The sequence below is a fragment of the Pseudodesulfovibrio halophilus DSM 5663 genome, assembly GCF_059568665.1.
This window is the reverse complement of sequence record NZ_JCANTV010000012.1, coordinates 136355-161047: the sequence shown is the minus strand read 5'-3', so window position 1 is coordinate 161047 and position 24693 is coordinate 136355. Positions and strand designations below refer to the sequence as shown.

The following is a 24693-nucleotide window of genomic DNA, read 5'->3' as shown; positions in this document are numbered from 1 at the left end:
TGGCTTTGACAGCATTGCTTCTTCTTATGGCCTTCCCGGCGGTTGCCGCGTCGCCCGCTGAACTGACCGTTTATCAGAACGGAACCGTGCTGGTGCGTGAGGTTCGCGGCTTCGAGCTGCCCGAAGGCACCGGTGAGATAGCCGTCATGGGGTTGCCCCGTTCCCTGCGTCCGGGCACGCTCACGGCAGAATCCGTGACCGCGCCGAAGCTGTTCCGGGTGCTCTCGTCGCAGTTCAGACCCGGCGGGCTTTCCTCGTCGCAGATTCTGCAGCGACGCATCGGCAAGACGGTGCAGGCGGTCCTGCCGGACACGAGAGACACTGATTCGCGCAACGTGGCCGAGGCCCGGCTGCTTGGCGTGGAAGGTTCACGCGCCCTGCTGGAGCTTGAAGACGGCCGGATGTGGATTGGGCCGTATGAGGCCGTGATGCTGGAAAGTGCGCCTGCCGACGCGGTGCTCTCTCCGGTCATGACATGGCGGTTCCGCAATACCGGCCCGCAGAAGCAGGATGTGGCGCTGTCCTATCTGGCCGACGGCATGGACTGGAACGCGGACATGGTGCTGACCCGTCGCGACGGCGGGAGGTGGAGCCTGAAGGCATGGGCCACCATGCGAAACCAGAGCGGAAGGAATTTCGAAAGCGTCCGCCTGCGGCTGGTGGCGGGAGAAGTGCGTTCCGGCGCGCAGAGGCCCGTGCCCCGCAACATGCTCAAGGCCGAGGCCATGGTCATGGATGCGGCCCCGGGCGTCCCCTCACGCAGCGAGTTCGGGCAGTGGCATCTGTATGACGCGGGCAAAGGGTTCTCGCTGCCGCAGGGAGCCGTGACGCAGGTGTTGCTTTTCGAAGTGCCGGACATGCCTGTGCGTCGACGGCTTGTGGCGGAATCCAGTGTCGGCGTGTCCCCCCGTCCGGGGACGGTTCGTCGTCCGCTGGAGGTGCGGCTTGAAGTCGACAACGAGCATTCGGATCAGCCGATGCCCGCCGGTACGGTGCGTGTTTTCGAGCCCGGACCGGACGGAACGCCCCTGTTCGCGGGCGAGGATGCGATCTCCGGCGTGCCGGAGGGCGGCAAGGCGAACCTGCGGCTTGGGCGCGCCTTTGATGTCACCATGGCGCGCAGGCAGACGGATTTTTCCCGCTCCGGAAAGCACCGCCTCTCCGCGGGGTACGAGCTTACGCTGAAGAACGCCCGCGGCGAGAAGGCAGCGGTCCGTGTGCGAGAGCGTATTCCCGGACAGTGGAAGCTGCTCTCGTCCAGCGCGGAAAGCCGGCGCGAGGATGCCGGAACGCTGGTGTTTGATCTGGACGTTCCGAAGAATGATACTGTGAAACTCACCTACAGGGTGCAGGTGGAACTGAAATAGGCAGGAGAACATGAGCGAACTTTCGATACCGAAAACGACGCTTGAGACGCTGAAGGACTTCTACGCGCTGATGGGCAGGACCCGCGCGGTCCGTCATCGGGCCGTTGAACTGATCTTCGGCGGCAAGGAGGTCCCCGAGGCGCTGACGGAATCGCTTCGGAACGCGCAGGCCTCGCTGGAAGCCGTAACGCAGCGCGAGGGCAAGCGAGTGCTCTCTCTCGACGGTGACAGGGACATCCTGCTGGACCTCGATTACGAGGTGAACGAGTGCGCCAAGGACGTGCTGTATTTCGAAAAGGGCGAAAAGGCCCTGCTCGGATATCTCGCGGAGCTGCACACCGATTTCGAGGAGCATGTGCAGGAGGGCGTCAGAGCGCTCTCCGGCGGGAGGTTCCACAGCTTCGTCACCGACCGCGACGGCACGGTGAACAACTACTGCGGCCGTTACCGCTCGTCCATCCAGTCGGCCTACAACGCGGTCTTTCTGACCCGTTTCGCCCAGCGGATGGCGGATAACCCCGTGGTGCTCACTTCGGCGCCGCTCATGGACGTGGGGCTGGTGGAGATAAGCGTCAACCCCGAGTATTCCATGTATTACGCGGGTTCCAAGGGGCGGGAGTGTCTCGACCTCGAAGGGCGCGTGCGCCAGTTTCCCATCGACCCGGATAAGCAGCAGCTTCTGCGGACGCTCAACGAAAAGCTTACCGCCATGCTGCATCTGGAAGAATACGAGAAGTTTTCCCTCATCGGCTCCGGGCTTCAGTTCAAGTTCGGGCAGACCACCGTGGCCCGGCAGGACATCAGCGGCTCGGTCCCGGCCGAGGAGTCGGAGGCCTTTTTGCGCACGCTGGAGGAAATGGTCTCGTCCATCGACCCGAAACGCGAGAATTTCCGCATCGAAGACACCGGTCTCGACGTGGAGATAATTCTCACCATTTCGGGCGACAGCGGCCTCAAGGATTTCGACAAGGGTGACGGCGTACGGTTCCTCAACGAGGAGTTCGATTTCCGCATGTTCGAGGGACGGAACCTCATCTGCGGCGATACGTCGAGCGACGTGCCCATGCTCGAGACGTCTCTGGGCATGAACGGCAATACGCGGACCGTCTTCGTGACGGAGAAGGAAGAGCTTGCCGCCAGAGTGCGCGGGCTGACCCCGGAAGCGGTGATCGTACCGCAGCCGGACATGCTCGTGACCATGCTCGGCAGGCTGGAAGAGTAGAACGAAACAGTCCAACATTGCGAGGCAGATAATGGAATTCAGGGGAGTGGTCTTCGACCTCGACGGTGTCATCACGAGAACCGCCAGGGTTCACGCACAGGCGTGGGAAAGCGCTTTCAACGATTTTCTGAAAATGGTGGCGGAGCGGGACAATGTCGCGTTCCAGCCCTTTGACCGCACCCACGACTACCATAACTACGTGGACGGCAAGCCCCGTTTCGAGGGGGTGCTGTCATTTCTGAAGTCGCGCAACCTGACCCTGCCTCCGGGGACGCCGGAGGACGAACCGGGCATGGACACCATCTGCGCGCTCGGTAATCTCAAGAACGAGCTCTTTCAGGACATCCTGCGCCGCGAAGGGCCTGAGGTCTTCGAGACCTCGGTTCAGCTGGTGGAGGCGCTCAAGAAGCGCAACATCCGCGTGGCCGTGGCAACGTCGAGCCGCAACGGACGACTCGTGCTGCAGCTGGCCGGACTGGACGACATGTTCGAGGTGGTCGTGGATGGCGTGGTGTCCGAGCGCATGAAGCTCAAGGGCAAGCCCGAGCCGGACATCTTCGTCACCGCAGCCGAGGAGATGGGGCTGCATCCCAGCCAGTGCGTGGTGGTCGAGGACGCCATCTCCGGCGTGCAGGCAGGCAGCGCGGGCAACTTCGGGCTGGTGCTCGGCATCGCCCGTAACATCAACGGCGAGATGCTCAAACGCTTCGGGGCCGACATCGTGGTCTCGGACCTCGGCGAGATCACCCTTGAGGATATCGGGGAGTGGTTCTCGTCCGGACTCGCCTCCGACGACTGGCGCCTGTCGTACAACGGCTTCGAGCCGGGTGACGAGAAGCTGCGCGAGACCCTCACCACGGTGGGGAACGGTTATATGGGTGTCCGCGGCGCATACGAATGCGAGTGCGCGTCTTACTATTTCTACCCCGGAACCTACATCTCCGGCATCTACAACAAGGTGCCGAGCAAGGTTCAGGGGCGCGACATCTACAACAACGACCTGGTGAACTGCCCCAACTGGCTTCCGGTGCAGTTCAAGGTCGGCTCGGGCGACTATGTTTCGCCGCTTTCCATGGAGATTCTCAGTTACGCCCATGTCCTGAACATGAAGGAGGCCGTGGTTGAACGGCATATCGTGGTCAAGGACAAGGTGGGCCGCATAACCCGCGTCTCCAGCAAGCGCTTCGCCAGCATGCACGACCCGCATATGTGCGCCCTCAAGTTCGAGATGACCCCGTTGAACTATTCCGGCAAGCTGACCTTCCGTTCCGCGCTGGACGGCAACGTCACCAACGGCAACGTGGCTCGCTACAGCTCGTTGACCTCGAACCATCTGTGCCGTGTGGCGGGGGGCGCCCTCGGGGACGGCTCCTTCCTGCACGTGGAGACCACCCACTCGCGCTATCACATTGTCATGGCGGCCAAGAGCCGCGTGCTGGAGAACGGACGCGAAATCGAACTCAAGAAGGTGGTCTCGCAGGAGAAGGCCAAGGTCGTGGAGGAGATGTCCTTCATGGCTCAGGAGAACGTGAACTACAGTCTGGAAAAATTCGTCAGCGTGCGGACCTCGCTGGACAAGGACGCGGAGCCCGATCTGGTGGCGCAGGCCATGGAGCGGCTCGGACGCGTCAAGACGTTCCATTCCCTGTTCACCCCACACTATCGCGAGTGGACCAAGCTCTGGGAAAAGGCAGACATCCGCGTGGACGGCGACCGGTTCGTGCAGCGCGTCATCCGACTGCACATCTTCCACCTGCTGGTGACCGCCAGCCCCAACACGGTCGGACGCGACGTGGGCATGCCCGCGCGCGGCCTGCATGGCGAGGCGTACCGCGGACACATCTTCTGGGACGAGCTTTACATTCAGCCCTTCTATGACAGCCATTTCCCGGATATCTCCAAGGCGCTGCTCGAATACCGCTACAATCGGCTCGACGCGGCGCGGGAGTATGCGAGGGAGAACGGCTACAAGGGGGCCATGTATCCGTGGCAGACCGCGGACGACGGCTCCGAGGAAACGCAGGAGGTCCACTACAACCCCGAATCCAAGGAGTGGGACCCGGACCTTTCGCGCAGACAGCGGCACGTTTCCATCGCCGTCTTCTGCAACGCGTGGCGCTATGCCCGATGGACCGGTGACACGGCCTTCCTGAAGAACATGGGTGCGGAAATGATGCTCGACATCGCTCAGTTCTGGGGATCCATCGCGGAATACGACAAGCAGACGGACAAATATCATATCGAAGGCGTCATGGGGCCGGACGAGTTCCACGAGTCCCTTCCGGACTCGGACGAGCACGGCCTCAAGGACAACGCGTACACCAACATCATGGTGGTCTGGCTCATGGAGCGGTCGCTCAAGCTGCTCGACAAGCTCGACGCCAAGACCGTGGCCGCCATCAAGCGCCGCATCGGCCTCAAGGACAAGGATATCCAGAAGTGGCGCGACATGACCACCAAGATGAACGTCATCCTCACCGAAGACGGCATCATCTCGCAGTTTGACGGTTACATGGATCTCAAGGAGCTGGACTGGGAGAAGTATCGCAAGCGGTTCTACTCCATCCACCGCATGGACCGCATCCTGAAGGCGGAAGGCGACACGCCGGACAACTACAAGGTTGCCAAGCAGGCGGACACGCTCATGCTCTGGTATGTGCTGGAGCTGGACGAAGTGGCGAGAATCCTCGAGCAGCTCGGGTACGATCCCGGCGACAAGCTGGAGATGCTCCGAAGGAACTACGACTACTACGAACAGCGCACCAGCCACGGCTCAACGCTCTCCAAGATCGTCCACTCCGTGCTTGCGGGATACATCTATCCCAGCGAGGTGGCCTGGAACTGGTTCATGGAGGCCATGAAGAGCGACATCTACGACACGCAGGGCGGCACCACGCCCGAAGGCATCCATACCGGCGTGATGGCCGGGACGCTGGAAGTGGTCAAGCAGGACTTCGCGGGGCTGGATCTCTCGGGCAAGGTCATCGCCCTTGACCCGGATCTGCCGCGACACTGGAAGACGCTTACCTTCCGCTTCTGCCACCGCAAGGTCTGGTATGACGTGGAGATCAACCACTCCTACGTGCGCGTTTCGGCCAAGACCAGAAGCGAGCGCAGGATTCAGGCCATCATTTACGGAACCAACATCGAGGTGGGCCCGGAGCCTGTCGAGATAGCCAATCCCAGAGGCCCGGAATAGGACCGAACCGTGGCGGAGTGATCGCTTGCCGTGCGCGGCAGGGTTGAGACAAGGTTCGGGGCCGTCCGCGAGGGCGGCCCCGTTTTATGCGGCGGGGTGAGAGGGCGCAAAAAAAGGCGCTCCCGGTCGGGAGCGCCTTGAGGTCGGCCGTATGGTCTAGCAGCCGCAGGAGCCGCTTGAGCAGGCTCCGGGGGAGCATCCGGCGCCACCGCCTACGGGGTTGGCGGAATCGACGGTGAAACCGTAGTAGGTCATGTCGATTTTCACTTCGCCTGTTTCGGATGCGAGTTCTTTGTCGATGAGGAAGGTGAAGTCACCCACTTCAGTCACATTGTCGGTGTCCTTAGGCTCATCCAGAGCCAGTGTGAGTCTCGGACCCGCTCAGCCGCCGGATGCGAGGTAAACACGCACCGGAGCTTTTTCTTTATCCGCAAAGTAGCTTTCCAGCTGCTTCTGTGCGGCTTCGCTGACATTGATCATCTACGTCCTCCTTGTCATTGGCTGGGGACCAAACAGGTAAGCATGACCCATAGGTTTGTCAAATACATTGTGGAGCATCCGGCCAAGTTCGGTTGACCGCGAGAGAAGCATGGATTATCCCAAGGCATCCCCGAAACGGAGGCAAAAGCATGAAAGAATGCGGAACCATTCTCAATAACAAGGAAATGGCCCGGACGCTGGAACGACTGGCCTCCGAGATCATCGAGCGGCGCGGCGACAGCGAATCGCTGGCGCTCGTCGGCGTGCAGCGCCGGGGCGCGGATCTGGCCGAACGGTTGCAGGCCATCCTGACCGAAAAGCTGGAGCGTCGGGTGCCGCTGGGCAAGCTGGACATCAACCTGTACCGGGACGACTGGACCACGCTGAACATTCAGCCCTCCATCAACTGTACGGAGATTCCCTTTGACGTCGAGGGCAAGAGCATCGTGCTCGTGGACGACGTGCTGTTCTCCGGGCGCACCACACGCGCCGCGCTGGAAGCCGTGCTGGATTACGGTCGTCCCCGCCGCGTGGAGCTGCTGGTGCTCATCGACCGCGGACACAGGGAGCTGCCCATTCAGGCCGACTACGTGGGCAAGCGCGTGGATACCGGCGACGCCGAACACGTCAACGTGCTGGTGAACGAGCGCGACGGCGAGGACCGCGTCTGCCTGACGAGCGGAAAAGACGACACATGACATTCACCAAAGTCGAACGCGACAGCGAGCCGAAGCCCTGCATAACGCTGGTGGGCATGGCGGGCGCGGGCAAGTCCACGCTGGCCCCCATGCTGGCCGAGGCGCTGGGCTGGAAGCACATGGATACGGACCGGCATCTCGAAGCCTTCTACGGACGTCCCCTTCAGGATATCTTCGACACTTACGGCCTGGAGGAATTTCTGCGCATCGAGGAACAGCTGGTGAGCGAGGTCTTCCTGAACCGCACGGTCATTTCCACCGGCGGCAGCGTCGTGTACGGCAGACGCGCCGTGGAACGCCTCAGGGAGCTCGGCTCCGTGGTCTTTCTCGAGATCGACGCCGAGACCTTCGAGAAGCGCGTGGGTGACGCCGAGGGCAGGGGGCTGGCCATCGCTCCCGGCAAGACGCTGCGCGACCTCTTCGAAGAGCGCCAGCCGCTGTACCGTGCCGCCGCCGACATCACGGTGCGCACCGACCGCTGTACGCCGCAGGAGTGCGTCAGCGAGATTCTGGAAAAGGTGGAAAGAGAATGAAAAAGCTGACTCCCAAGGCCGCGTACCGCAAACTTGCGGCCCTGTATAAACGCATGGCCGACGAATACTCCGACGTGGCCGGCGCGGTGGGGCTGACCTGCGAAGGCTGCAACGACAACTGCTGCCGGAGCTACTTTCAGCACCACACCTATGTCGAGTGGGCCTACCTCTGGGAGGGGCTGAACTCCCTGTCGGAGGCCGAACGCGAAGCCATCCGCCAGCGTGCCGAGGCGTACCTCGAGGAAGCCCGCATCGCTTTGGAGAAAGGCGAACGACCGGCGGCCATGTGCCCGCTCATCCGCGAGGACGGCCTGTGCGGGCTCTATGAGTACCGCCTGATGACCTGTCGCATGCACGGGGTGCCCAACATCCTCGTGAGGCCCGACGGCCGCGTGTCGTCGTTTCCGGGATGCTGGCGCACGCAGGAGCTTGCAGGGGACCAGCCCGAGCGTCTCCCCACTCTGAACCGCACGCCCATGCTCAAGGAGCTGGCCCAGCTGGAGATGCAGTTCGTGGGCAAGAGGCTTCAGCAGATGCCCAAGGTGGACCACACCATCGCCGAGATGATCCTCATCGGGCCACCGAAGTTCAGCTGACGGGCAAGACCTTTCAAGATGAAAGCGGGCCGCTTCCCTGAGGAGGCGGCCCGCTTTTGTTTTCTTCTGCGGCAGACTTCAAGGCATCGCACTCTGCGGGAGCTAGAAGCGCTCGAACTCGTCATCGTCCATGTTGAGGTCGAGTCCGCCGGAGCCCTTGCTTTCCGGGCTCTTGTCTTCCGGCTTTTTCTTGCCCTTTGCGGGCGGCAGCTGGTTGCCGGATCCTGCCGCCTTGGGCTTGTTCGTCTGCTTCTGCTTCTGCTGTCCCTGCGGCCTGGAGGATGTGACCTTCGCCTGTGAGCGGGCGTGTCCTGCGCCGGTGGTGAAGAAGCGCAGCACCTCCTGAAGCTGGACGGCCTCTGCGGAGAGGTTCTCCGAGGTGGAGGAGACTTCCTCCGAGGAGGCGGCGTTCTGCTGGATGACCGTATCGAGCTGCTGGATGGCGCTGTTGATCTCGGTCACCGCGGAGTTCTGTTCGTTGGTGGCCGTGGAGATCTCCTGAATCATCTCAGCCGTGCGCTGGATGTCCGGCACGAGCTGACCGAGCTGTTCGCCCGCCTTCTCCGCCACGTGGACGGTGGAGGAGGACAGCTCGCTGATTTCGCCCGCGGCGCCGCCGCTGCGTTCCGCCAGCTTGCGGACTTCCGCGGCGACGACCGCGAAGCCCTTGCCGTGCTCCCCGGCGCGGGCCGCTTCAATGGCCGCGTTGAGGGCGAGCAGGTTCGTCTGTCGGGCGATCTCCTCGATCACGGTGATCTTTTCGGCGATGTCCTTCATGGCGGTGACGGCCTGCGTTACGGCGCCCCCGGTTTCTTCCGCGCTCTTGGCGGCGGAGCGGGCCATGCGTTCGGTCTCCACCGCGTTCTCCGCGTTGGTCTGGATGTTGGACGTCATCTGCTCCATGGAGGAGGAGACCTCTTCCACGCTGGCGGCCTGTTCGGTGGCCCCCTGCGACATGCTGATGGCCGACGAGGAGAGCTCCTCGCTGCCGGTGGCCACGGTCTCCGCCGCGGACTGCACGTCGCCGATGACGTTCTTGAGCCGTGTGGTCATGGAGCGCAGCGCTTCGGCGAGCTGTCCCACCTCGTCCTTCTGATGCACGTCGATGTCGCGAGTCAGGTCGCCTTCGGCCAGCCCCTCGGCCAGCTCGATGCCCTTGCTGACGGGCTTGGTGATGATGCCAGCGATGATGTAAAGGACGATGAAAAGCAAGATGACGGCGGCAATGCCGATCCAGATGCCGATCATGGCGATGGAGTTGGCCTTGGCGTTGACCTTGGAGAGCGGGATGCTTACGGCCAGTGTCCACGAAGAGCCGCTCTTGCCGATTTCGATGGGAGCGAAGGCAACGTAGTTTCCTGAGCCGTCACCGTCGGCGGCCATGGTCAGGGAGAGAGCGTTTCCGTTTTTGACTGCCCGCATGATCTGGTCGCGGTGTTCGCCGTCGATGATCGCGTCGAGCTGCTTGGCGTTGAGGCTCTCGTCCGGGTGGGCCACGATGAATCCGGTTTCGGTGACGAGGTATGCGTAGCCGGTTTCGAAGGGTTTGATGCTCAGCACGGCCTCACGCAGGTCGTCGAGGTAGAAGTCCACCCCGACGACGCCGATGAATTTTCCGTCCTTCTTCACGGGGGCGCCTGTGGAGGCGAGCCAGTATTTTTTGCCCTGAGCTTCCCACGGGTAGGGCTGGCCGAGAATTTCGTGTCCCTGTCGGATGGGCTCCTCGAACCACGCCTGGCCTTCGATGTTCTCGGCTCCGGCGAAGTTCGGAACGATTTTGGAACCCTCGCGGTGATACCAGTTGCGGTATGCGCCCTTGTAGGTGTCCCGGTACTCTTCTTCGCGGTCGTCGTAGGTTTCGGGCAGGAACGTACACCACGCTCCGGAGAGCTCCTCGTTGCGTTCAAGCACGTCGATGAGCACGGAGTCGAGAAACTCCCGGTCGGGGATGGGGCGGTACTCCGCACCCTTCTCGAACATGCCCGTCAGCGTGCGGGTGACGTCCATGGCGAGGTTGAGCGTCTTGCCCATCTCCAGACCGTAGCCACGGGCCTTGTCTCTGGCCAGCTCCCGCGCCTGATCCACCACGATGTCCTGAGCCTTCGAGGTCATGAACCAGGTGCTGGTCGCAAGCACGAGGAGAATAATGGTGAATGTGGGAACCAGAATCTTGAGTTTCAGGCTCCAGTCCTTGAAATGCATGCAGTCCCTCCCGTTCAGGTGCATATGTTCACTGGTTGCAGCGCCTTGCTATGAAACCAAAGCATAACTGCTCCGGCAAGTAAATGATATTGCTTGCATGTCACCGGGCCGCGACATGTCCGACGTTTTACGGAAACGATCGCTTATTCGGACGGTTCACCCACCGGCAGGCGGATGATGAACGTGGTTCCACGCCCCTGCTCGGTCTCGACGTCGATGGTCCCGCCGTGCTTTTCCACAATGCGGGAATGGACGATTGTCAGGCCCTGCCCGGTGCCCCGTCCCATTTTTTTCGTGGTGAAGAATGGATCGAAAATCATGTCGCGGTATTCCGGGGCGATGCCGGTGCCGGTGTCGGCTATGCACACTTCGACGTGATCGCCGCGGTCGCGCGACGAAATGGTAATGGTACCCATGTCGCCACCTTCTCCCTGCGCGGCTTCCACTGCATGGGCAGCGTTCACCACGAGGTTCAGGAAGGACTGGTTCAGGTCGCCGGGATAGGCCATGACCGTCGGCAGTTCCTGAAAATCGGTCTTCACCTCGGCCACGTACTTCCATTCGTTTCTGCTGACCGTGATCGTTGTTTCCAGCATCTCGTTTATGTCCACCCCCTGCCGACCTTCACCGCCGGGATGCGAGAAGTTTCGCATGGCCCGCACAATGTCCGTGACCCGGCTGACGCCTTCCATGGCCTTTTCCGCCGCGGGTCCCATCTCCTCGCGCAGGAAATCGAAATCCGCCTCATCCAGCACGCGGTCGAGCTGTCGCAATTCCTCGGGGAAGAGGTTCTCCGAGCGGGCCTTTTCCGTGATGTCGAACACGGTCCGGAAAATGCGCTCGAGGTCCTGATTGGCCTCTTCCAGAAAGTGGAGGGAGTCGCCTATGTACTGGATGGGGCTGTTGATTTCATGGGCGATGCCGGCCGCGAGCTGGCCCATGGACTTGAGCTTTTCGTCCATGTTCAGCTTGCGTTCGAGCTGTTTTTGCTCGGCGATGTCGAAAAAGACCACGGCCACGTGTTCGCGGTGGTTTACGCTCGTGGGAAAGACGTAACGCGATACGGGGCGCTTGCGGCCGTCCTCCATGGTCAGCAGCCCTTCCCGGTAGGTCTCCGCCGCCGAGGAGGGCGGGCAGAGGAACTCCGTCTCGGGCAGGCGGGAGGTGACGGCCGCACAGTCCTGTCCGAGCGCGTCCTCGCGTGAGGTTCCGAGCAGCTCGGCGGCCACGCCGTTCATTTCGGCGATGCCTCCTGTCTCCGGGTCCACGACAAGAAACGCCGCGCCGATGCCTTCGAGAAGGGAGCGAAGCAGTTCGCCGCGCTCCTGCGAAATCCGCTGGGCCTGCCGCCGCTCCGCCACTTCCCGCGACAGGTCGCGGGTGCGCAGTCTGACCCGCTCCTCCAGCTTCTCGTTGAGCCGTTGCAGCTCCTCTTCCTGACGCTTGCGAAGCGTGATGTCGCGGATGATGGCCGTGAAGCGGATTGTGGCGTCGACCTTGATTTCGTTGATGCTCAGTTCGATGGGAAAGCGCGAGCCGTCTTTGCGGACCGCCTCGATCTCGCGGCCGATGCCTATGATTTTTGCTTCGCCGGTGTTGAGGTATCGTCGCATGAATCCGTCATGGAGATGTCGAATCTCGGGTGGCACGAGGACCCGCACGTTCTGACCCAGCAGCTCTCCCTGATCGTAACCGAAGATTCGTTCGGCGGCAGGGTTGATACTCTCGATGGTGCCGCGAAAGTCGGCCGTGATAATGGCGTCCACCACGCCTTCCACCAGCGCCCGGAGTCTGGCCTCACGGTCCGCCAGCGTGCGGCGCGCCTCGACGATCTGGCTCACGTCGCTCTTGATGGCGATGAAATGCGTGACGTCACCCGCGCTGTTGCGCACGGGGGTGATGCTCTGCCGTTCGTGGTAGAGCGTCCCGTCCTTGCGCCGATTGACGAGTTCCCCCTGCCATGATTCGCCCGAAAGCACCGTCTGCCAGAGACCTTCGAAAAAATCCGCAGGGTGTGTTCCCGAATTGAGCAGCCTGAGATCGCGGCCGATGGCCTCTTCGCGGGGGTATCCAGTAAGGGAGGTGAATGCCGGATTTGTCCAGAGAACCGACCCGTCCGACTCCATGATGACAATGGCGTCGTCGGCGGCTTCAAGCGCCTTGCGCTGGATGCGGTGCTCTTCCAGCTCCAGGTCTCTGCTGCGGTTGCGGATGGTCAGGGCTGCGGAGCGCAGCGCGTCCGAGCCGGTGACGGCGGTTGCCGCGATGTGCAGCGGGACTTCCTCTTTTCTGAATTCATAATCGCCATGCACCGAGGATTCCCCGTCCAGAATTCGGCGAACCGGATGCCTGCGCTCCGGGACGGGCTGTCCCATGAGATGCAGCGGCAGGACGCTCGCGACGGGTTCTCCCAGCAGCCTGATGCGCGGGCGGCCCACCAGACGGACAAACGCCTCGTTGCACCATCGGATGGAGCCGGTGTCGTCTGTCCAGAGCATGGCCTCCTCGATGGAGGCGAGCATGCTCTCGATGCGTGTCAGCGAGTTGCGGAGCTCGTGAACGACTGCCTGTTCCCTGCTGCTCATGGTATCTTACTTGGGTTCTATGGTTGCCGCCAGATGTGGCTCTCCGTCTATCATGCCGGCAATGATGCGGTGCTCGGCTTCGGTCACGGTTCCGTCGGCATGCCGGATTGCGAGGTCGAGCGGGGTGTCCAGAATATTGGCCTTGCCGGTGGAGACGTAGGTTGAGAACGCGATGAGGTGCGTGTCGCGCAAATTTTCGGGAATGATACGGACCAGCATTGAACCGGCGAGGTCCTCGGCCCGCCAGCCGAATGCGGCGGTGAACCGTTCGTTTATGTGGGTGACGATCCCTTCGGAATCGACAATGATCAACGGCTTATTGGTTGTCCGGATCATTTCTTCCAGATGCATGCGTCCTCCCGGGTTGTGGCCAGTTTTCCTTGTATCGCCATTACCACAGGGGCTTTGGCAAAAAAATGATGTTATAATGATAAACGCTTTCCGAACCTGCTCGGGAGAGGGTGGCTGGAGAAGAACTCCTGCGGGGAGGGGGTTCCGCAGGCTAAGAAACTTTATTTGGGGATTCTTTTTTTATGGGGGTTTAAGAGGTATCTGCAGCTTGCGGCAGGGCCGCTGCGAGGAAATGTATTCTGATTCGTTTGACCATATTCTTGTGAGAATGATACGCAGGAAATAATAACCAGAACCCGCCATAAATCGATTGCGGATAAAAACACCGCTATCAAAGGAGGTCGACTGAAATGGCAAACGATGAAACCAAATACACGACCAACGACGCGGGCATTCCCGTTTCCAGCGACGAACACTCATTGACCGTCGGACCCGACGGGCCCATTCTGCTTCAGGACCACTACCTCATCGAGCAGATGGCCAACTTCAATCGGGAGCGGATTCCCGAAAGGCAGCCGCACGCAAAAGGCTCCGGGGCGTTCGGTCACTTCGAGGTGACACAGGACGTGAGCGCGTACACCAAGGCCGCGCTCTTCCAGCCCGGCGTGAAGACCGATACCCTGATCCGCTTCTCCACGGTGGCGGGTGAGCGGGGCAGCCCGGACACGTGGCGCGACCCGCGCGGCTTCGCCCTGAAGTTCTACACCACCGAAGGCAACTTCGACCTCGTGGGCAACAACACGCCGGTCTTCTTCCTGCGCGATCCCATGAAGTTTCAGCACTTCATCCGCTCCCAGAAGCGGCGGGCAGACAGCGGCCTGCGCGACCACGACATGCAGTGGGACTTCTGGACCCTCTCGCCCGAGTCCGCGCATCAGGTGACGTGGCTCATGGGCGATCGCGGCATCCCCAAGACATGGCGCCACATGAACGGCTACTCCAGTCACACCTACATGTGGGTGAACGCGGAAGGCGAACGCTTCTGGGTCAAGTACCACTTCAAGACCGATCAGGGCATCGAATGCCTCACGCAGGAAGAGGCGGACCGCATCGCAGGCGAAGATGGCGACTACCATCGCCGCGACCTGTTCAACAATATTGCGGAAGGCAACTATCCCAGCTGGACCCTGAAGGTGCAGATCATGCCCTTCAAGGACGCGGAGACCTACCGCTTCAACCCGTTCGATCTCACCAAGGTCTGGCCGCACGGCGACTACCCGCTGCACGAGGTGGGCAGGCTGACCCTGACCCGCAACCCCACGGACTTCCATACCGAGATAGAACAGGCCGCGTTCGAGCCCAACAGCTTTGTTCCCGGTACCGGCCCCAGCCCGGACAAGATGCTGCTCGGCCGCCTGTTCTCCTACGCCGACGCGCACCGCGCGAGACTCGGAGTCAACTACAAGCAGATCCCGGTCAACCGTCCCAAGAGCCCGGTACACAGCTACAGCAAGGACGGCGCAATGCGCGTCGAGAACGTCTCCGATCCGGTCTACGCCCCCAACTCCAAGGGCGGGCCTCAGGCTGATCCGCAGCGGTACCCTGAAGTGGCCACGTGGAATGCAAGCGGGGATTTCGTCCGCGCGGCCTACACCCTGCGCAAGGATGACGACGACTTCGGTCAGGCGGGAACCCTCGTGCGCGAGATCATGGACGACGCCCAGCGCGACCGTCTGGTCTCCAACGTGGCGGGGCATCTCAGCAAGGGCGTCACCGAGCCCGTGCTGGAACGCGCCCTTGAGTACTGGCGCAACATCGACAAGGAGACAGGCGACCGCATCGCCAAGGAACTGGGCAGGTAGCTGAACCGCTCGTTCGAACGGTATTGAAACGACCGGACCGATTCGACGCGATACCAAGCATCAAGGAGAAACGGACCAATGGACAAGAAAGAAAGGCGCAAGAAGGTAATCGAGGTGCTGAACAAGGCACGCTCCATGGAACTCTACGCCATCTCGCAGTACATGATTCAGCACTATGCGCTGGACGCCATGGATTACGGCGAGCTTGCCAAGAACATGAAGCTCATCGCCATCGACGAGATGCGCCATGCAGAGGATTTGGCCGAGCGCATCAAGGACCTCGGCGGCGAACCCACCACCGAGCTGGCCGACGAAGTCCGCAAGGGACAGAAGGTGGGCGAAATCTTCGACTTCGACGCAGAGGTCGAGGACGATACGGTGGATGCCTACAACCAGTTCCTGAACACCTGCCGCGAGATGGGCGACAGCATCAGCGCCAAGCTCTTCGAGACCCTCATCGAGGAAGAGCAGGAGCACTCGGACCACTTCGACAACGTGGGCGGGCACATCAGGAACCTCGGCGACACCTATCTCTCCAAAGTGGCCGGAACGTCCGCCTCCACCGGAGCCCCCTCCAAGGGCTTCATCATGGGGGAATGATCACCGTTTCCGCAGCGACTGTGCGGATCAACGCGACAGGGCCCCGGGAGCATCGCTCCCGGGGCCCTTTGTTGCGGTGGGTACAGGTTCCGGATTACCGGAGCCGGGCGTCTTTAGTACAGTCCGCCCATGTTGGCAGCCGTATGGACGGTGTCGGCGAAGAAGCCCGCGCGCCCGAGCAGTTCGCCCAGCAGCACGAGTACCGGCAGCCAGACCGGGATGGTCCGGGTCTTCCAGATCACCAGCAGGGAGGCGGCCATGATGCCGATATGACTCCAGTAGAAGCCGGAACCCAGCCATTCCTGCGCGGTGAGGCGCATGACCTCGCTGCCGGAAAGCCAGATGCACGGGGCAGCAAGATGGATCACCAGCCCCACCACAAGGGCGGAGGTGAATATCCGGGCCAGCAGCGGCTGATGGTTCTTGCCCGCGAACCAGCTGGCGAAGCCGGAACCCAGCATGACCGCCGAGATGAGGAAGAAGATGGTCGGCAGGGCGTTGTTCAGGGCCGGGAACGCCGGGGGCGCGTACGTCATGCCCGTGGAAAGGATGACCACCGCGCCGAGGACCGCGCCGCCCCATGCGAACACGGGCTTGCCTTCCTTGCCGGAGGCCAGCGCGGCGAGAATGGCCAGACCCACGAAGAGTCCCGCGGACAGGGCTTCGCGGCTGAGCCATGCCTTTTCGAGGTGTTTCAGGGCGGTTGGTGCGCCTGTGGGGTGGCCGAGGTGGAAGAGAGAGGCGATCAGGCCCACGAGCATCAGCCCGGCGACCATGCGCCATTCGTTGCGTGCGTCGCCGCCCGCGGTCCCTGCGGGCTGTCTGACGGCGCGCATGAAGGCGATGCCGACGGCCGCCTGCGAGAGCACCGTGAACAATACGAGCGGAAGTTCCATTGACTGCTGCATGGTTACCTCCTCACCATCTTGGGGGCTTTGGGCAGGATGAACCGCGTGGAGGGATTGAGACGCTCCATCTTCGGATATCCGGCAGGGTACTGCACTTCGTTGGTCACTTCCAGCTTGGCGAGGTCCACGAGCTGGAGCGCCTCGGTGGGACAGGCCATGATGCAGGCCGGCTCCAGCCCCGCGTCGAGCCGTTCGTGGCAGAAGCTGCACTTCTCGGCCCGCTTTTCAACGGGGTTGTACTTGGGGACGCCGTACGGACAGGACCGGATGCAGTTGCCGCAGCCGATGCATTTTTCCTGATGGTGGACCACCACGCCGTCCTCGTCGCGCTTGGTGTAGGCCACCACGGGGCAGACGTTGAGGCAGGCGGGATTCTCGCAATGGTTGCAGGCCAGCGAAAGGAAGGCCCGCTCCCGGTGCGGATAGATCTCTTCGTCGAGAGGGTAGACCTGACGCCAGATGACGCCGTCCACCTGCTGGTAATAGCTCTTGCAGGCCATGGCGCAGGTGAAGCAGCCGATGCAGCGATCAGCGTCCACGCGGAATGCATATTGTTTTTTCATGATCATCACTCCTTAGGCCTTTTCCACGTTGGCGAACTGGTCATGGATGGCCACGCCGGGGGCTCCGGCCTTGAAGGCGCCCATGTCGGCCGATTCGTCGTCCACGAGGTTCTGGACGTTGAAGTCGGTGCCCCTGCCGAACCAGGCCTCGTACATCATGAGGCAGTTCTTCGCCACGTTGGTGGTCAGCTTGACCCGCACCTTCAGCTCGCCCACCTTGTTGAACACGCGGACCATGTCCATGTCGGCTATGCCTTTTTCGGCGGCCGCGTCGGGGTGCATGTAGACGAACGGCTCCGGGTAGTACTCCTGCATCCAGTCAAGGTTCACGAACTGGGAGTGGATGCCGAACTTGGTGTGCGGCGTGAGCAGCCGGAATTCGTCGTAGCTCTTGCGACTTTCCTTATACTCCGGAAGCGCCTTGTGGCCGTTGGCGGCGCACTGCTCGGAGCGGAACTCGTACTTGCCGGAGGGGGTTCCGAACTCGTAGTTGCTCCATGCCGCGCTGGAAGTCAGTCTGGCCTTGACCGGGCCGTTCTTCAGGTCGGTCCAGTCGTTGATGCCGAAGTAGTCGTAGATGCCCTTGTTGAACTCCTTGGCCATCCACTCGCGCGTGTCCAGTTCCTGCGGGAAGGTGCAGGAGCCGGGGGACAGCTCGTTCATCTTCCTGGAGAGAAGGGCGGCGATCTCGAGGTTGGACTTGCTCTCGTACAGCGGCTTGACTGCCTGCTCGTTGATGCCGAGCCAGTAGTGCCAGTAGGAGACGTTCACGGTCCACTCCTCGAACATGGTGGTGACCGGCAGGACGATGTCCGAATTGGCAACCGTCTCCGTGAAGAACTGCTCCACCGAGACCACCATTTCCAGCTTGTCGAAGGCCTTTTCCAGCTTGGGCCGGTCGAAGTCCTGCGCAAACGGGTTCTTGCAGGATACCCAGAGCATCCTGACGGGCGGGTCGTTGGTGTCGAGGATTTCCTGCGCCGTCTTGTTGATGTTCACGGTGCGGTTGCTGTAGCTGGCCGCGTCGCCTTCCGTGAAGTCGAACTCGCCCTTGGCGGCACCGCCCACGAAGCCCTTGGAGCCTTCGGGCGGGCTCTGGATCATGGCGTGGTAGTTGAATCCCCACGTCTGGAGATGGCCGTAGCGCGCGCCGCCGCCTTCCTTGCCGACGTTGCCGGTCATGGCCACGAGGGCGTCGATGGAGCGGACCGTGGCGCCGCCGTTGACGTGACGTTGCAGCCCGTAGCCGATCCACACGGTGGCGGGGTCGGCGGAGGCGAACTCCTCGGCAACCTTGCGGATCTGATCCGCGGGGATGCCGCTCTTTTCGGCGGCCCACTCGACCGTGACGTTGTTGCGCAGGTACTCGGCGAAGTCGTCGAAGCCGATGGAGTGGCTGTTCACGAAGTCGCGGTCCACCATGCCCTTGTCGAGGATGTGACGGGCCATGCCCAGCGCCAGCGCGCCGTCGCTTGAGGTCTCGGGCTGCCAGAACACGTCGCCCTTGGCAGCGGTCTGAGTGAAGACCGGGTCGACGACCACGACCTTGGCGCCGCGCCGCTGAGCTTCCATGATGTATTTCATGGTGTGCACGGAACACCACGCCGGGTTGGCGCCCCAGATGATGATGTACTTGGCCTTGACCATGTCCTCGGGGTCGTTGCACCACATGTTGCCGAGGTCGTAGTTCTGGGCGTCGATGCCCGCGGGCCAGCACGGGGTTCCCACGAAGCGGGTGGTGTAGCCCAGCGAGGACATCATGCCTTCGACCACATAGTTGGTGATTCCGAAGTGTCCGGAGTATTTGGTGAGGCCGAGGCCCAGCAGGCTGTCGTCCTTTTCCTTGATCTCGAGAATCTTGCCCGCGATGCGCTCCATGGCCTCGTCCCACGAGATGCGGCGCCACTTGCCAGAGCGTCGGCCGTCCTGCACCATGGGGTACTTGACCCGGTCCGGGCTGTAGAGCTTTCTGGGGTATGAGTAGCCCTTCACGCAAAGCCCGCCATGGGTGAAGGTGGACTCCTGCGCGCCCTCGATGAACTGGACCACGCCGTCCTTGACGTATGTCTTGATGCTGCACGTGTCGTAGCAGTTGCGCGGACATGCGTTGCGGAACGTGGCGAACTCGCCGGCCTTGAACGCTTCCGCCATGGCCTCGTCCGGAACGAGCAGGCTGCACGGAAGCAACGCCGCGGCGCTCGCGGCGGCCGTCCCCTGCAGGAACCGCCTTCTGCTCAGACTGTTACCTTGTTTCGTCATGGACATCCTCCTCTCCTGATGATGGTTCCATGTGTTGATTCACATGAGCTCGCGTCCGCGATTCGTCCAGCCACTGTTCAAGCATGGTCACGGCCGTGAGCACGGGCGCGCTCACATCCTGCTGATTCTTCACGGCGCGGATGAACTTGGGTACCCAGCCGGACATGTGCCGATCCACGAGCCATTGGCGCATGGCGGCGTCCGCTGCCAGTTCGCCGTCCGATGCTTCCATGACTGACAGCCCGAGGGCCGCGTCCAGCTCGAAGGCGAGGTGGTCGTCCGGGACGCTTCCCTGATCCGGCACGGCCAAGCCCATTCGGCGGTACAGGTCGCGCACCTCCAGCGCGGGGGCGCCCATGAGGGTGGGTTCCATTCCGTAGGCCGATGCATACGGCGGGGCGGGCAGCGCTGCAGGGCCGACGAACAGCCGGTTGAAATCGTACTCGACCTCGACCCAGTCAGTGTCGTCCCGGAAGGGTACGCCGAAATACCGGGCAACGCCCTCGAAAGCGGCGCGCAGCTCTTCGGAATTTGTGGCCGCGAAGAAATCCCTGAGCGCCTGAAGGCCGCCGAGATGATCGGGTATGTGACAAAGATTCATGTCTACCAGTGATACATTGTTCATGTATTACCGATATTATAACCCTCGTTGAGTGTGACAGACGGGAAAGAGGGGTCAGATTGGGTAGCGTGAATTACCCAATCATCCGGTGAGGCCCACGGTCTTGAGGTGGCTGTAGAGGCTGACGCGCTTTCCGTGCAGGCCGAGCTTGCCGCGGATGTTCTTGCGGTGGGTCTGGACGGTCTCCACGGAGAGGTTCAGGCTGGTGGCGATGTCCTTGGAGGCGTATCCCGACTGGATGAACTGGGCCACCTTGGTTTCCATGTGGGTCAGCTTGAGCAGCTGCGGATCGGCTTTGCCGCTGCCCGGTGCGAGGCGTCGCAACTGGTCCCGGACGACCGTCACGTAGCCCTTGCGGATGGAGGCGTCGTCCTCGTTCTCGATGCGTTCCAACGCGGGCACCACGAGGCTGTTGATCTTCACCGAAACATCGTCAAAGAGTTCGTTGCGGTCCTTTTCGATGTTCTGCAGGACATTGCGCAGGGTGATGTTCATGCCTTCGAGCTGTTCCTTCTCCTGCCGAAGGGCGTCGGTCTTTTCGGCCACGACCTTTTCCAGAACCTCCCGCTGGCTGGCCTGCGCGGTGATGTTGGTCAGCATGATCATGTACTGGTCGCTGGCAAGGCTGACGCTGCTCAGGGGCGTGACCTGCATGCGATAGATCCGCTCGTCGGGAAAAGGGCTCATCTCGCAGGAGATGCCGGGAGGGTAGTATTTGAGCAGCTCGCTCATGGACTGCGCTTCAAGGTCGAGCACCTCCCAGACCGGGCTGCCCGGCAGGTCGTCCGTGGAGACGGCGTCCTTCACGGCTGCGTTGGTCTCGGTGACGGTCCCGCTGGAGTCCACCACGAGGATGAGGTCCGAGCTGGCGTTCAGGATGTTCTCGAAGCGGCACTTTTCAAGGGTGAGCAGGCGGTTGGCCTCGTCGAGCCGTTGCTTGGTGAGGTCCGGAAGGGTCTGCGTCCAGTCTTGGACGAAGAGCACTTCCAGCGCGTCTCCGTATAGCTGGATGCGCCTTCGCGCCCGGGCCCTGTCCGTTTTGCCGAAACCCGGCATGGCGTCGACGACATCGAGCAGGGCGTGGATGAAGGTCTTGAAGCAGCCGAGGAACATGTCCGCCGTGATGCCGCGAATGCGGTGGCGTCTGGCCGACTCCACGAGCGGCTGCCCCCAATGGGACTCATGGCTTGTGAGCCAGGGGAAGTCTGGCTCGTCCACACCGGCCTCGGCATGGGCGAGCAGCGGCGTCATGAAGTCGTTGAGCGCCTGCTTGCAGTCCACCCGCTTGGCTGTGGTGTGTTCCAGATAGCCTGCGCTGCGCATGCGTTCCGACCATCGCTGAAAATACAGCTCCTCGTGGTCCTGCAGTCTTTCGAGAAGGGCCATGTGGCCGTGCCCGGCCTGCGTCGCGTCGTACATGAGAACCTCGCTGTTGATGCGCTACCCATCCGCTACCCAATGCTATTGTCATATTCGCAGGAAGGCTTATTATCAAGACATGCAGAACAGAAATCTCCACCCCGGCTATGGCCTCGCGGCGGTGCTGCTCATCCTCCTGCTTTCGGTCACTCCGGCCGTGGCGCAGGAGAGCGGCACCGGTCCCGGAGGATCGCTGCGTCTGGAAGGCGTCATGAGGGCGGGGCTGCCCGTTACCGCGGTCTTTGATCTCGGGGGCTACGAGATTCCGCGCGGGGCCTACACCTCAATCAATATCCGCGTGAAGTCCGGGCCGCAGGGAGAGAAACCGACGGTGCTCCCGGGGTACCCGGAATCCACCCTGACGTTTCATCAGCCGGGGACGTACGTGATGGATTTCATCCTGAGCCGCGTCAGCAAGTCCAGCTGCGGCGGTGCGGAGGCCGTACCGCTGGTCCGTGAGACGCGAACCCTGACCATTGAATAGCCCTCTGGCTCAAAAGGAAAGGCCCCGCCGAAAAACGGAGCCTTCCCTGTTTCTGTGGGTGTGGGCGAGACCTCATGCCGAATCCTGCTGCGTAGCCTCGATGATGAACGGAGCATATTTCATGTCTTCCCTCTTTATGTGATTGGTGAGCCAGTCCTTGAGGAAGTTGAGAATCTCGTGGCTCAGGGAGAGCTTGCCGCTCTTGAACTGCTCTTCGAGTTCCAGCACCTTCTTGAGCAGGTTTGCGTGAATCTGCTTGTGCTCGTCGCCTTCGGGGTATTCGTACTTGTCGAAGAGGTCTTCCTCCAGCTTGAAATGGTTCAGGGTGTACTGCTTCAGCTCGTCGAAAATTCGGCCGAGCACCACCGTCCCCTTGCCTTGGCTCATGGCCCCGTTGAGTCGGTTAACCAGATTGACCAGCTCCTTGTGCTGCTCGTCGACAGCGTCTATGCCCAGCGAAAACGAGTTGTCCCACTCGATGAGCTTTCTGTAGTCGCCGAGGTCCGATTCGGCATCAGGGTTGCCCGTCGAAACGGCCGTGGACTGGCGCGAAGGGGCCGGTGACGTCCGGCGCTGCGGGAGAGGCTGCGCCGCACGCTCGGGCTTCGGGGTGGTCCTCGAATCGGGGGCTGGCGGTGCGGAACGCGGAGGCATGGCACAGGTTCTCGCGCTGCTGCCGGCGTCCGTGCGGGAAGCGTCGTCATTCACCTTGAAGAATTCCATGACATCCTGCAGCGCATGGGCCTTGTCGGAGAGCGTATGAGAAAGGGAGGTAAGGCACTCGGCGGCGCCGATGTTGTCGTTGACGATGTCACCGAGCTGCTGGATGGCGCCGTTGATCTCGGTGGCGCTGGTACTCTGCTCCGTGGAGGCGGCGGCGATCTCGTGCACCAGCTCGGAGTTGCTGCGGATGTCCGGAATCAGTTTTTCCAGCCGGCTGCCCGCGTTGTTGGCTCGCTTTGCCGTGGAGCCGGCAAGTTCGTTGATCTCGGCCGCCGCTTCGCCGCTTCGTTCGGCCAGTTTGCGCACCTCGGAGGCGACCACGGCGAACCCCTTGCCGGCTTCTCCGGCCCGCGCCGCCTCGATGGCGGCGTTGAGGGCCAGCAGGTTGGTCTGCCGGGCAATTTCCTCGACAACGGTAATGCGTTCGGCAATTTCCTTCATGGAAGACACTGCGTCGCCGACCACGCGGCCGCTTTCCTCGGCGTCCTGCGAGAGCTGCTGCGAGCGTTCGCTCGCGTTGTTGGCGTTTTCCGTGTTGCGTTCAATGGAGACGGCCATCTCCTCCATGGCCGAAGATATCTTCTCCAGACTCGTCGCCTGAACCGTCGCCGAGGACTCGAGGTCGGCCGCCGTGTCTGACATGCTGTCGCCGCTCATGGCGACCTCGTCCGCGGCCCTTCTGACATGCCCGACCCTGCCGCCGACTTCCGACGTCACGGTATTCAGCGCCGCGGCCAGCGCGCCGATTTCGTCGCTCCGGTCAATGTCGAGACTGCCGCTGAAGGTGCCTTCGGCCATGGTGGTCGCGAACCGCTTGCTCTGGTTCACCGGCCCGATTACCTTGCCCCTCACGATGAGCCAGACGCTGAGAATGAGGAGGGTCAGGGCGGTAACGGTCAGGCCGAGAAGGAACTGCGAGGCCGCCAGTGATTGGTCGATCTCGGCGAAAGCGGCCTGCTCGGGCTCCGCGAGGAGGTGCATGCCGATGACGTCTCCGTCTGCGTCCCGCAACGGGGCCGAGGTGACGAAGTATCCATCTCTGGTCACATGCGAGTTTTCGGCCACCAGCGAAGGATTGATCCCGCGGAAATAATCCAGCACCTCGTCGGAAAACCATCTGTCGTTAGCGGAGTAGTGCTCACCGATGCGCGTATTTTCCCGAATGGCGGGAATGCCGGAGGCGACCTGCGGATCAATGAGAAGCATATACAGACGCCCTTCCGCCTCGAAGTCACGCGAGATGCTGCCCACTCCCTGAAGGAACTGCAGAAAGCCTGCTAGCTCACCGTCTCTGCGTATGGGGGCCGTGCCGCGCAGAAACAGCCCGTCGGCATCCGCTACGAAATTCGCCACGGCCTTTCCGGTGCTTTCGGCCTCGCGCAATAATGGAGCGAGGGACGCGGGCGCGTCTCCGAAGCGGGCCGGTGCCCAGTTTCTGAGGAGCGTGCTGCCATCCCGGTCCAGTATGTGGACCTTGATGCCCTTGAAGTTAGACTGCTGCCTGAAAACGTCACCGAGGCTGTCGAGCAATCCCTGCATGGCTGCGCGGTCTTTCCGGGCCACGAGATCGGGGAGGACGCCCGAATTCGTTATGGAGATCGCGTTGGTGATGCCGACATCAACTTTTTTTTCAATGCGTTGTGCCAGAGATTCGGTTAGCTCCGTCGCGGTGGTTCTCAGGAGCTTTTCGCTCATGCCGGCATTCTTGTAGTGATAGATGCCGAAGCAGGCACCGATGATGACCACCGTTATCAGCAGCAGGCGTCGGAGAATGAATCCGTTGAGAGTCGTATGTCGCATGTACGCTCCTGCGTCATGAAATCCTGTATGAAACCGGCCTGTTTCCCCCGCTCGTCTGTCCCGCAAGGGACGCTGGGGCATATCAGGAAAGATTAGTGAGATTCGTTCCTGATCAAATTATAAAATGCTGCGATAGGTTGGTTTATAAATAGAGCGTGGGAAGTGGGCAAATGTCAGAGGCAGGTATGCGCGGTGAGAGCAGGATGAAAAAGCCTATCACTTTGGCGAAAGGCTTGGATGTGGTGGGGGCTCCTTGACAAGGAGGTGTATCAGGAGAGGG

General features: G+C 61.8%; 19 protein-coding genes. 9 read left to right on the top strand and 10 right to left on the bottom strand.

Translation table 11 applies throughout. The features are described from left to right. Window positions 1-14: 14 nt before the first annotated feature. Genes BR24_RS11475 through BR24_RS11465 form a run of 3 tightly spaced genes read left to right on the top strand, consistent with a single transcriptional unit; the run spans window position 15 to window position 5788 of the window. A complete protein-coding gene (locus BR24_RS11475) occupies window positions 15-1367 on the top strand; it encodes a DUF4139 domain-containing protein (protein ID WP_496541619.1) in 1353 nt (450 codons plus the stop codon). A gap of 10 nt (window positions 1368-1377) precedes the next feature. Then, the gene (locus BR24_RS11470) at window positions 1378-2589 is read left to right on the top strand and encodes a trehalose 6-phosphate synthase (protein WP_496541618.1); all 1212 of its coding nucleotides are present in this window, start codon (window positions 1378-1380) and stop codon (window positions 2587-2589) included. A 31-nt stretch (window positions 2590-2620) separates the two neighbouring features. After that, a complete protein-coding gene (locus BR24_RS11465; protein WP_496541617.1) occupies window positions 2621-5788 on the top strand; it encodes a beta-phosphoglucomutase family hydrolase in 3168 nt (1055 codons plus the stop codon). A 156-nt stretch (window positions 5789-5944) separates the two neighbouring features. Here the strand turns inward: BR24_RS11465 and BR24_RS11460 are convergent, their stop codons facing one another. Beyond that, window positions 5945-6268 carry an IscA/HesB family protein gene (locus tag BR24_RS11460; protein WP_496541616.1) on the bottom strand — a complete coding sequence of 108 codons (324 nt, stop codon included), beginning with the start codon at window positions 6266-6268 and terminating at the stop codon, window positions 5945-5947. A 149-nt stretch (window positions 6269-6417) separates the two neighbouring features. Here BR24_RS11460 and pyrR point away from each other — a divergent pair, with 149 nt between their 5' ends. The 3 genes from pyrR to BR24_RS11445 are packed head-to-tail and all read left to right on the top strand — an operon-like array spanning window position 6418 to window position 8095. After that, on the top strand, window positions 6418-6966 hold the full coding sequence (gene pyrR / locus BR24_RS11455) for a bifunctional pyr operon transcriptional regulator/uracil phosphoribosyltransferase PyrR (RefSeq protein WP_496541615.1): 549 nt from the start codon (window positions 6418-6420) through the stop codon (window positions 6964-6966). Continuing rightward, window positions 6963-7499: a homoserine kinase gene (gene thrB / locus BR24_RS11450; RefSeq protein WP_496541614.1), complete on the top strand. Its 537-nt coding sequence runs from the start codon at window positions 6963-6965 to the stop codon at window positions 7497-7499. The genes pyrR and thrB overlap by 4 nt, the downstream gene beginning before the upstream one ends. Next, the gene (locus BR24_RS11445; RefSeq protein WP_496541613.1) at window positions 7496-8095 is read left to right on the top strand and encodes a hypothetical protein; all 600 of its coding nucleotides are present in this window, start codon (window positions 7496-7498) and stop codon (window positions 8093-8095) included. Before thrB ends, BR24_RS11445 begins: the two co-directional genes overlap by 4 nt. A 102-nt stretch (window positions 8096-8197) precedes the next feature. On the opposite strand, the gene BR24_RS11440 is transcribed toward BR24_RS11445, so the two are convergent. The 3 genes from BR24_RS11440 to BR24_RS11430 all read right to left on the bottom strand — a co-directional run bounded on the left by BR24_RS11440 (window position 8198) and on the right by BR24_RS11430 (window position 13233). Continuing rightward, entirely contained in the window at window positions 8198-10297 is a 2100-nt protein-coding gene (locus tag BR24_RS11440) for a methyl-accepting chemotaxis protein (protein ID WP_496541612.1), read from the bottom strand. A 143-nt stretch (window positions 10298-10440) separates the two neighbouring features. After that, window positions 10441-12882: a PAS domain S-box protein gene (locus tag BR24_RS11435; protein ID WP_496541611.1), complete on the bottom strand. Its 2442-nt coding sequence runs from the start codon at window positions 12880-12882 to the stop codon at window positions 10441-10443. 6 nt (window positions 12883-12888) lie between these two features. Continuing rightward, a complete protein-coding gene (locus BR24_RS11430) occupies window positions 12889-13233 on the bottom strand; it encodes a PAS domain S-box protein (protein WP_496541610.1) in 345 nt (114 codons plus the stop codon). A gap of 350 nt (window positions 13234-13583) precedes the next feature. Between BR24_RS11430 and BR24_RS11425 the strand changes: the two genes are divergently transcribed. Both BR24_RS11425 and BR24_RS11420 read left to right on the top strand, forming a co-directional pair. Next, window positions 13584-15035 (top strand): catalase, encoded by a 1452-nt coding sequence (locus tag BR24_RS11425; protein WP_496541609.1) that lies wholly within the window; start codon window positions 13584-13586, stop codon window positions 15033-15035. A 78-nt stretch (window positions 15036-15113) separates the two neighbouring features. Beyond that, complete coding sequence (locus BR24_RS11420) at window positions 15114-15635, top strand: ferritin-like domain-containing protein (RefSeq protein ID WP_496541608.1); 522 nt, start codon at window positions 15114-15116, stop codon at window positions 15633-15635. Between the two features lie 113 nt (window positions 15636-15748). On the opposite strand, the gene BR24_RS11415 is transcribed toward BR24_RS11420, so the two are convergent. From BR24_RS11415 to BR24_RS11395, 5 genes are all read right to left on the bottom strand, one after another. Next, window positions 15749-16543, bottom strand: a complete 795-nt coding sequence (locus BR24_RS11415) for a dimethyl sulfoxide reductase anchor subunit family protein (protein WP_496541607.1) — start codon at window positions 16541-16543, stop codon at window positions 15749-15751. 2 nt (window positions 16544-16545) lie between these two features. Next, the gene (locus BR24_RS11410) at window positions 16546-17106 is read right to left on the bottom strand and encodes a 4Fe-4S dicluster domain-containing protein (protein ID WP_496541606.1); all 561 of its coding nucleotides are present in this window, start codon (window positions 17104-17106) and stop codon (window positions 16546-16548) included. Between the two features lie 12 nt (window positions 17107-17118). Beyond that, window positions 17119-19371: a molybdopterin-dependent oxidoreductase gene (locus BR24_RS11405; RefSeq protein WP_496541605.1), complete on the bottom strand. Its 2253-nt coding sequence runs from the start codon at window positions 19369-19371 to the stop codon at window positions 17119-17121. Beyond that, on the bottom strand, window positions 19349-19990 hold the full coding sequence (locus BR24_RS11400; RefSeq protein ID WP_496541604.1) for a molecular chaperone TorD family protein: 642 nt from the start codon (window positions 19988-19990) through the stop codon (window positions 19349-19351). Before BR24_RS11400 ends, BR24_RS11405 begins: the two co-directional genes overlap by 23 nt. A gap of 78 nt (window positions 19991-20068) precedes the next feature. Further along, window positions 20069-21406: a helix-turn-helix transcriptional regulator gene (locus BR24_RS11395; RefSeq protein ID WP_496541603.1), complete on the bottom strand. Its 1338-nt coding sequence runs from the start codon at window positions 21404-21406 to the stop codon at window positions 20069-20071. Window positions 21407-21485: 79 nt separating this feature from the next. Between BR24_RS11395 and BR24_RS11390 the strand changes: the two genes are divergently transcribed. Continuing rightward, entirely contained in the window at window positions 21486-21890 is a 405-nt protein-coding gene (locus BR24_RS11390; RefSeq protein ID WP_496541602.1) for a hypothetical protein, read from the top strand. 72 nt (window positions 21891-21962) lie between these two features. Here BR24_RS11390 and BR24_RS11385 read toward each other — a convergent pair whose 3' ends face one another. Then, window positions 21963-24413, bottom strand: coding sequence for a bacteriohemerythrin (locus BR24_RS11385; RefSeq protein WP_496541601.1), 2451 nt, complete (start codon window positions 24411-24413; stop codon window positions 21963-21965). Window positions 24414-24693 lie beyond the last annotated feature (280 nt).

Bases quoted from the DNA above. Each gene is read 5' to 3' on its own strand.
- BR24_RS11385 (WP_496541601.1), bottom strand. From the start codon at position 24,413: ATGCGACATACGACTCTCAACGGATTCATTCTCCGACGCCTGCTGCTG.
- BR24_RS11435 (WP_496541611.1), bottom strand. From the start codon at position 12,882: ATGAGCAGCAGGGAACAGGCAGTCGTTCACGAGCTCCGCAACTCGCTG.
- BR24_RS11440 (WP_496541612.1), bottom strand. From the start codon at position 10,297: ATGCATTTCAAGGACTGGAGCCTGAAACTCAAGATTCTGGTTCCCACA.
- BR24_RS11470 (WP_496541618.1), top strand. From the start codon at position 1,378: ATGAGCGAACTTTCGATACCGAAAACGACGCTTGAGACGCTGAAGGAC.
- BR24_RS11415 (WP_496541607.1), bottom strand. From the start codon at position 16,543: ATGCAGCAGTCAATGGAACTTCCGCTCGTATTGTTCACGGTGCTCTCG.
- BR24_RS11390 (WP_496541602.1), top strand. From the start codon at position 21,486: ATGCAGAACAGAAATCTCCACCCCGGCTATGGCCTCGCGGCGGTGCTG.
- BR24_RS11410 (WP_496541606.1), bottom strand. From the start codon at position 17,106: ATGAAAAAACAATATGCATTCCGCGTGGACGCTGATCGCTGCATCGGC.
- thrB (WP_496541614.1), top strand. From the start codon at position 6,963: ATGACATTCACCAAAGTCGAACGCGACAGCGAGCCGAAGCCCTGCATA.
- BR24_RS11425 (WP_496541609.1), top strand. From the start codon at position 13,584: ATGGCAAACGATGAAACCAAATACACGACCAACGACGCGGGCATTCCC.
- BR24_RS11400 (WP_496541604.1), bottom strand. From the start codon at position 19,990: ATGAACAATGTATCACTGGTAGACATGAATCTTTGTCACATACCCGAT.
- BR24_RS11430 (WP_496541610.1), bottom strand. From the start codon at position 13,233: ATGCATCTGGAAGAAATGATCCGGACAACCAATAAGCCGTTGATCATT.
- BR24_RS11405 (WP_496541605.1), bottom strand. From the start codon at position 19,371: ATGTCCATGACGAAACAAGGTAACAGTCTGAGCAGAAGGCGGTTCCTG.
- BR24_RS11395 (WP_496541603.1), bottom strand. From the start codon at position 21,406: ATGTACGACGCGACGCAGGCCGGGCACGGCCACATGGCCCTTCTCGAA.
- pyrR (WP_496541615.1), top strand. From the start codon at position 6,418: ATGAAAGAATGCGGAACCATTCTCAATAACAAGGAAATGGCCCGGACG.
- BR24_RS11445 (WP_496541613.1), top strand. From the start codon at position 7,496: ATGAAAAAGCTGACTCCCAAGGCCGCGTACCGCAAACTTGCGGCCCTG.
- BR24_RS11420 (WP_496541608.1), top strand. From the start codon at position 15,114: ATGGACAAGAAAGAAAGGCGCAAGAAGGTAATCGAGGTGCTGAACAAG.
- BR24_RS11465 (WP_496541617.1), top strand. From the start codon at position 2,621: ATGGAATTCAGGGGAGTGGTCTTCGACCTCGACGGTGTCATCACGAGA.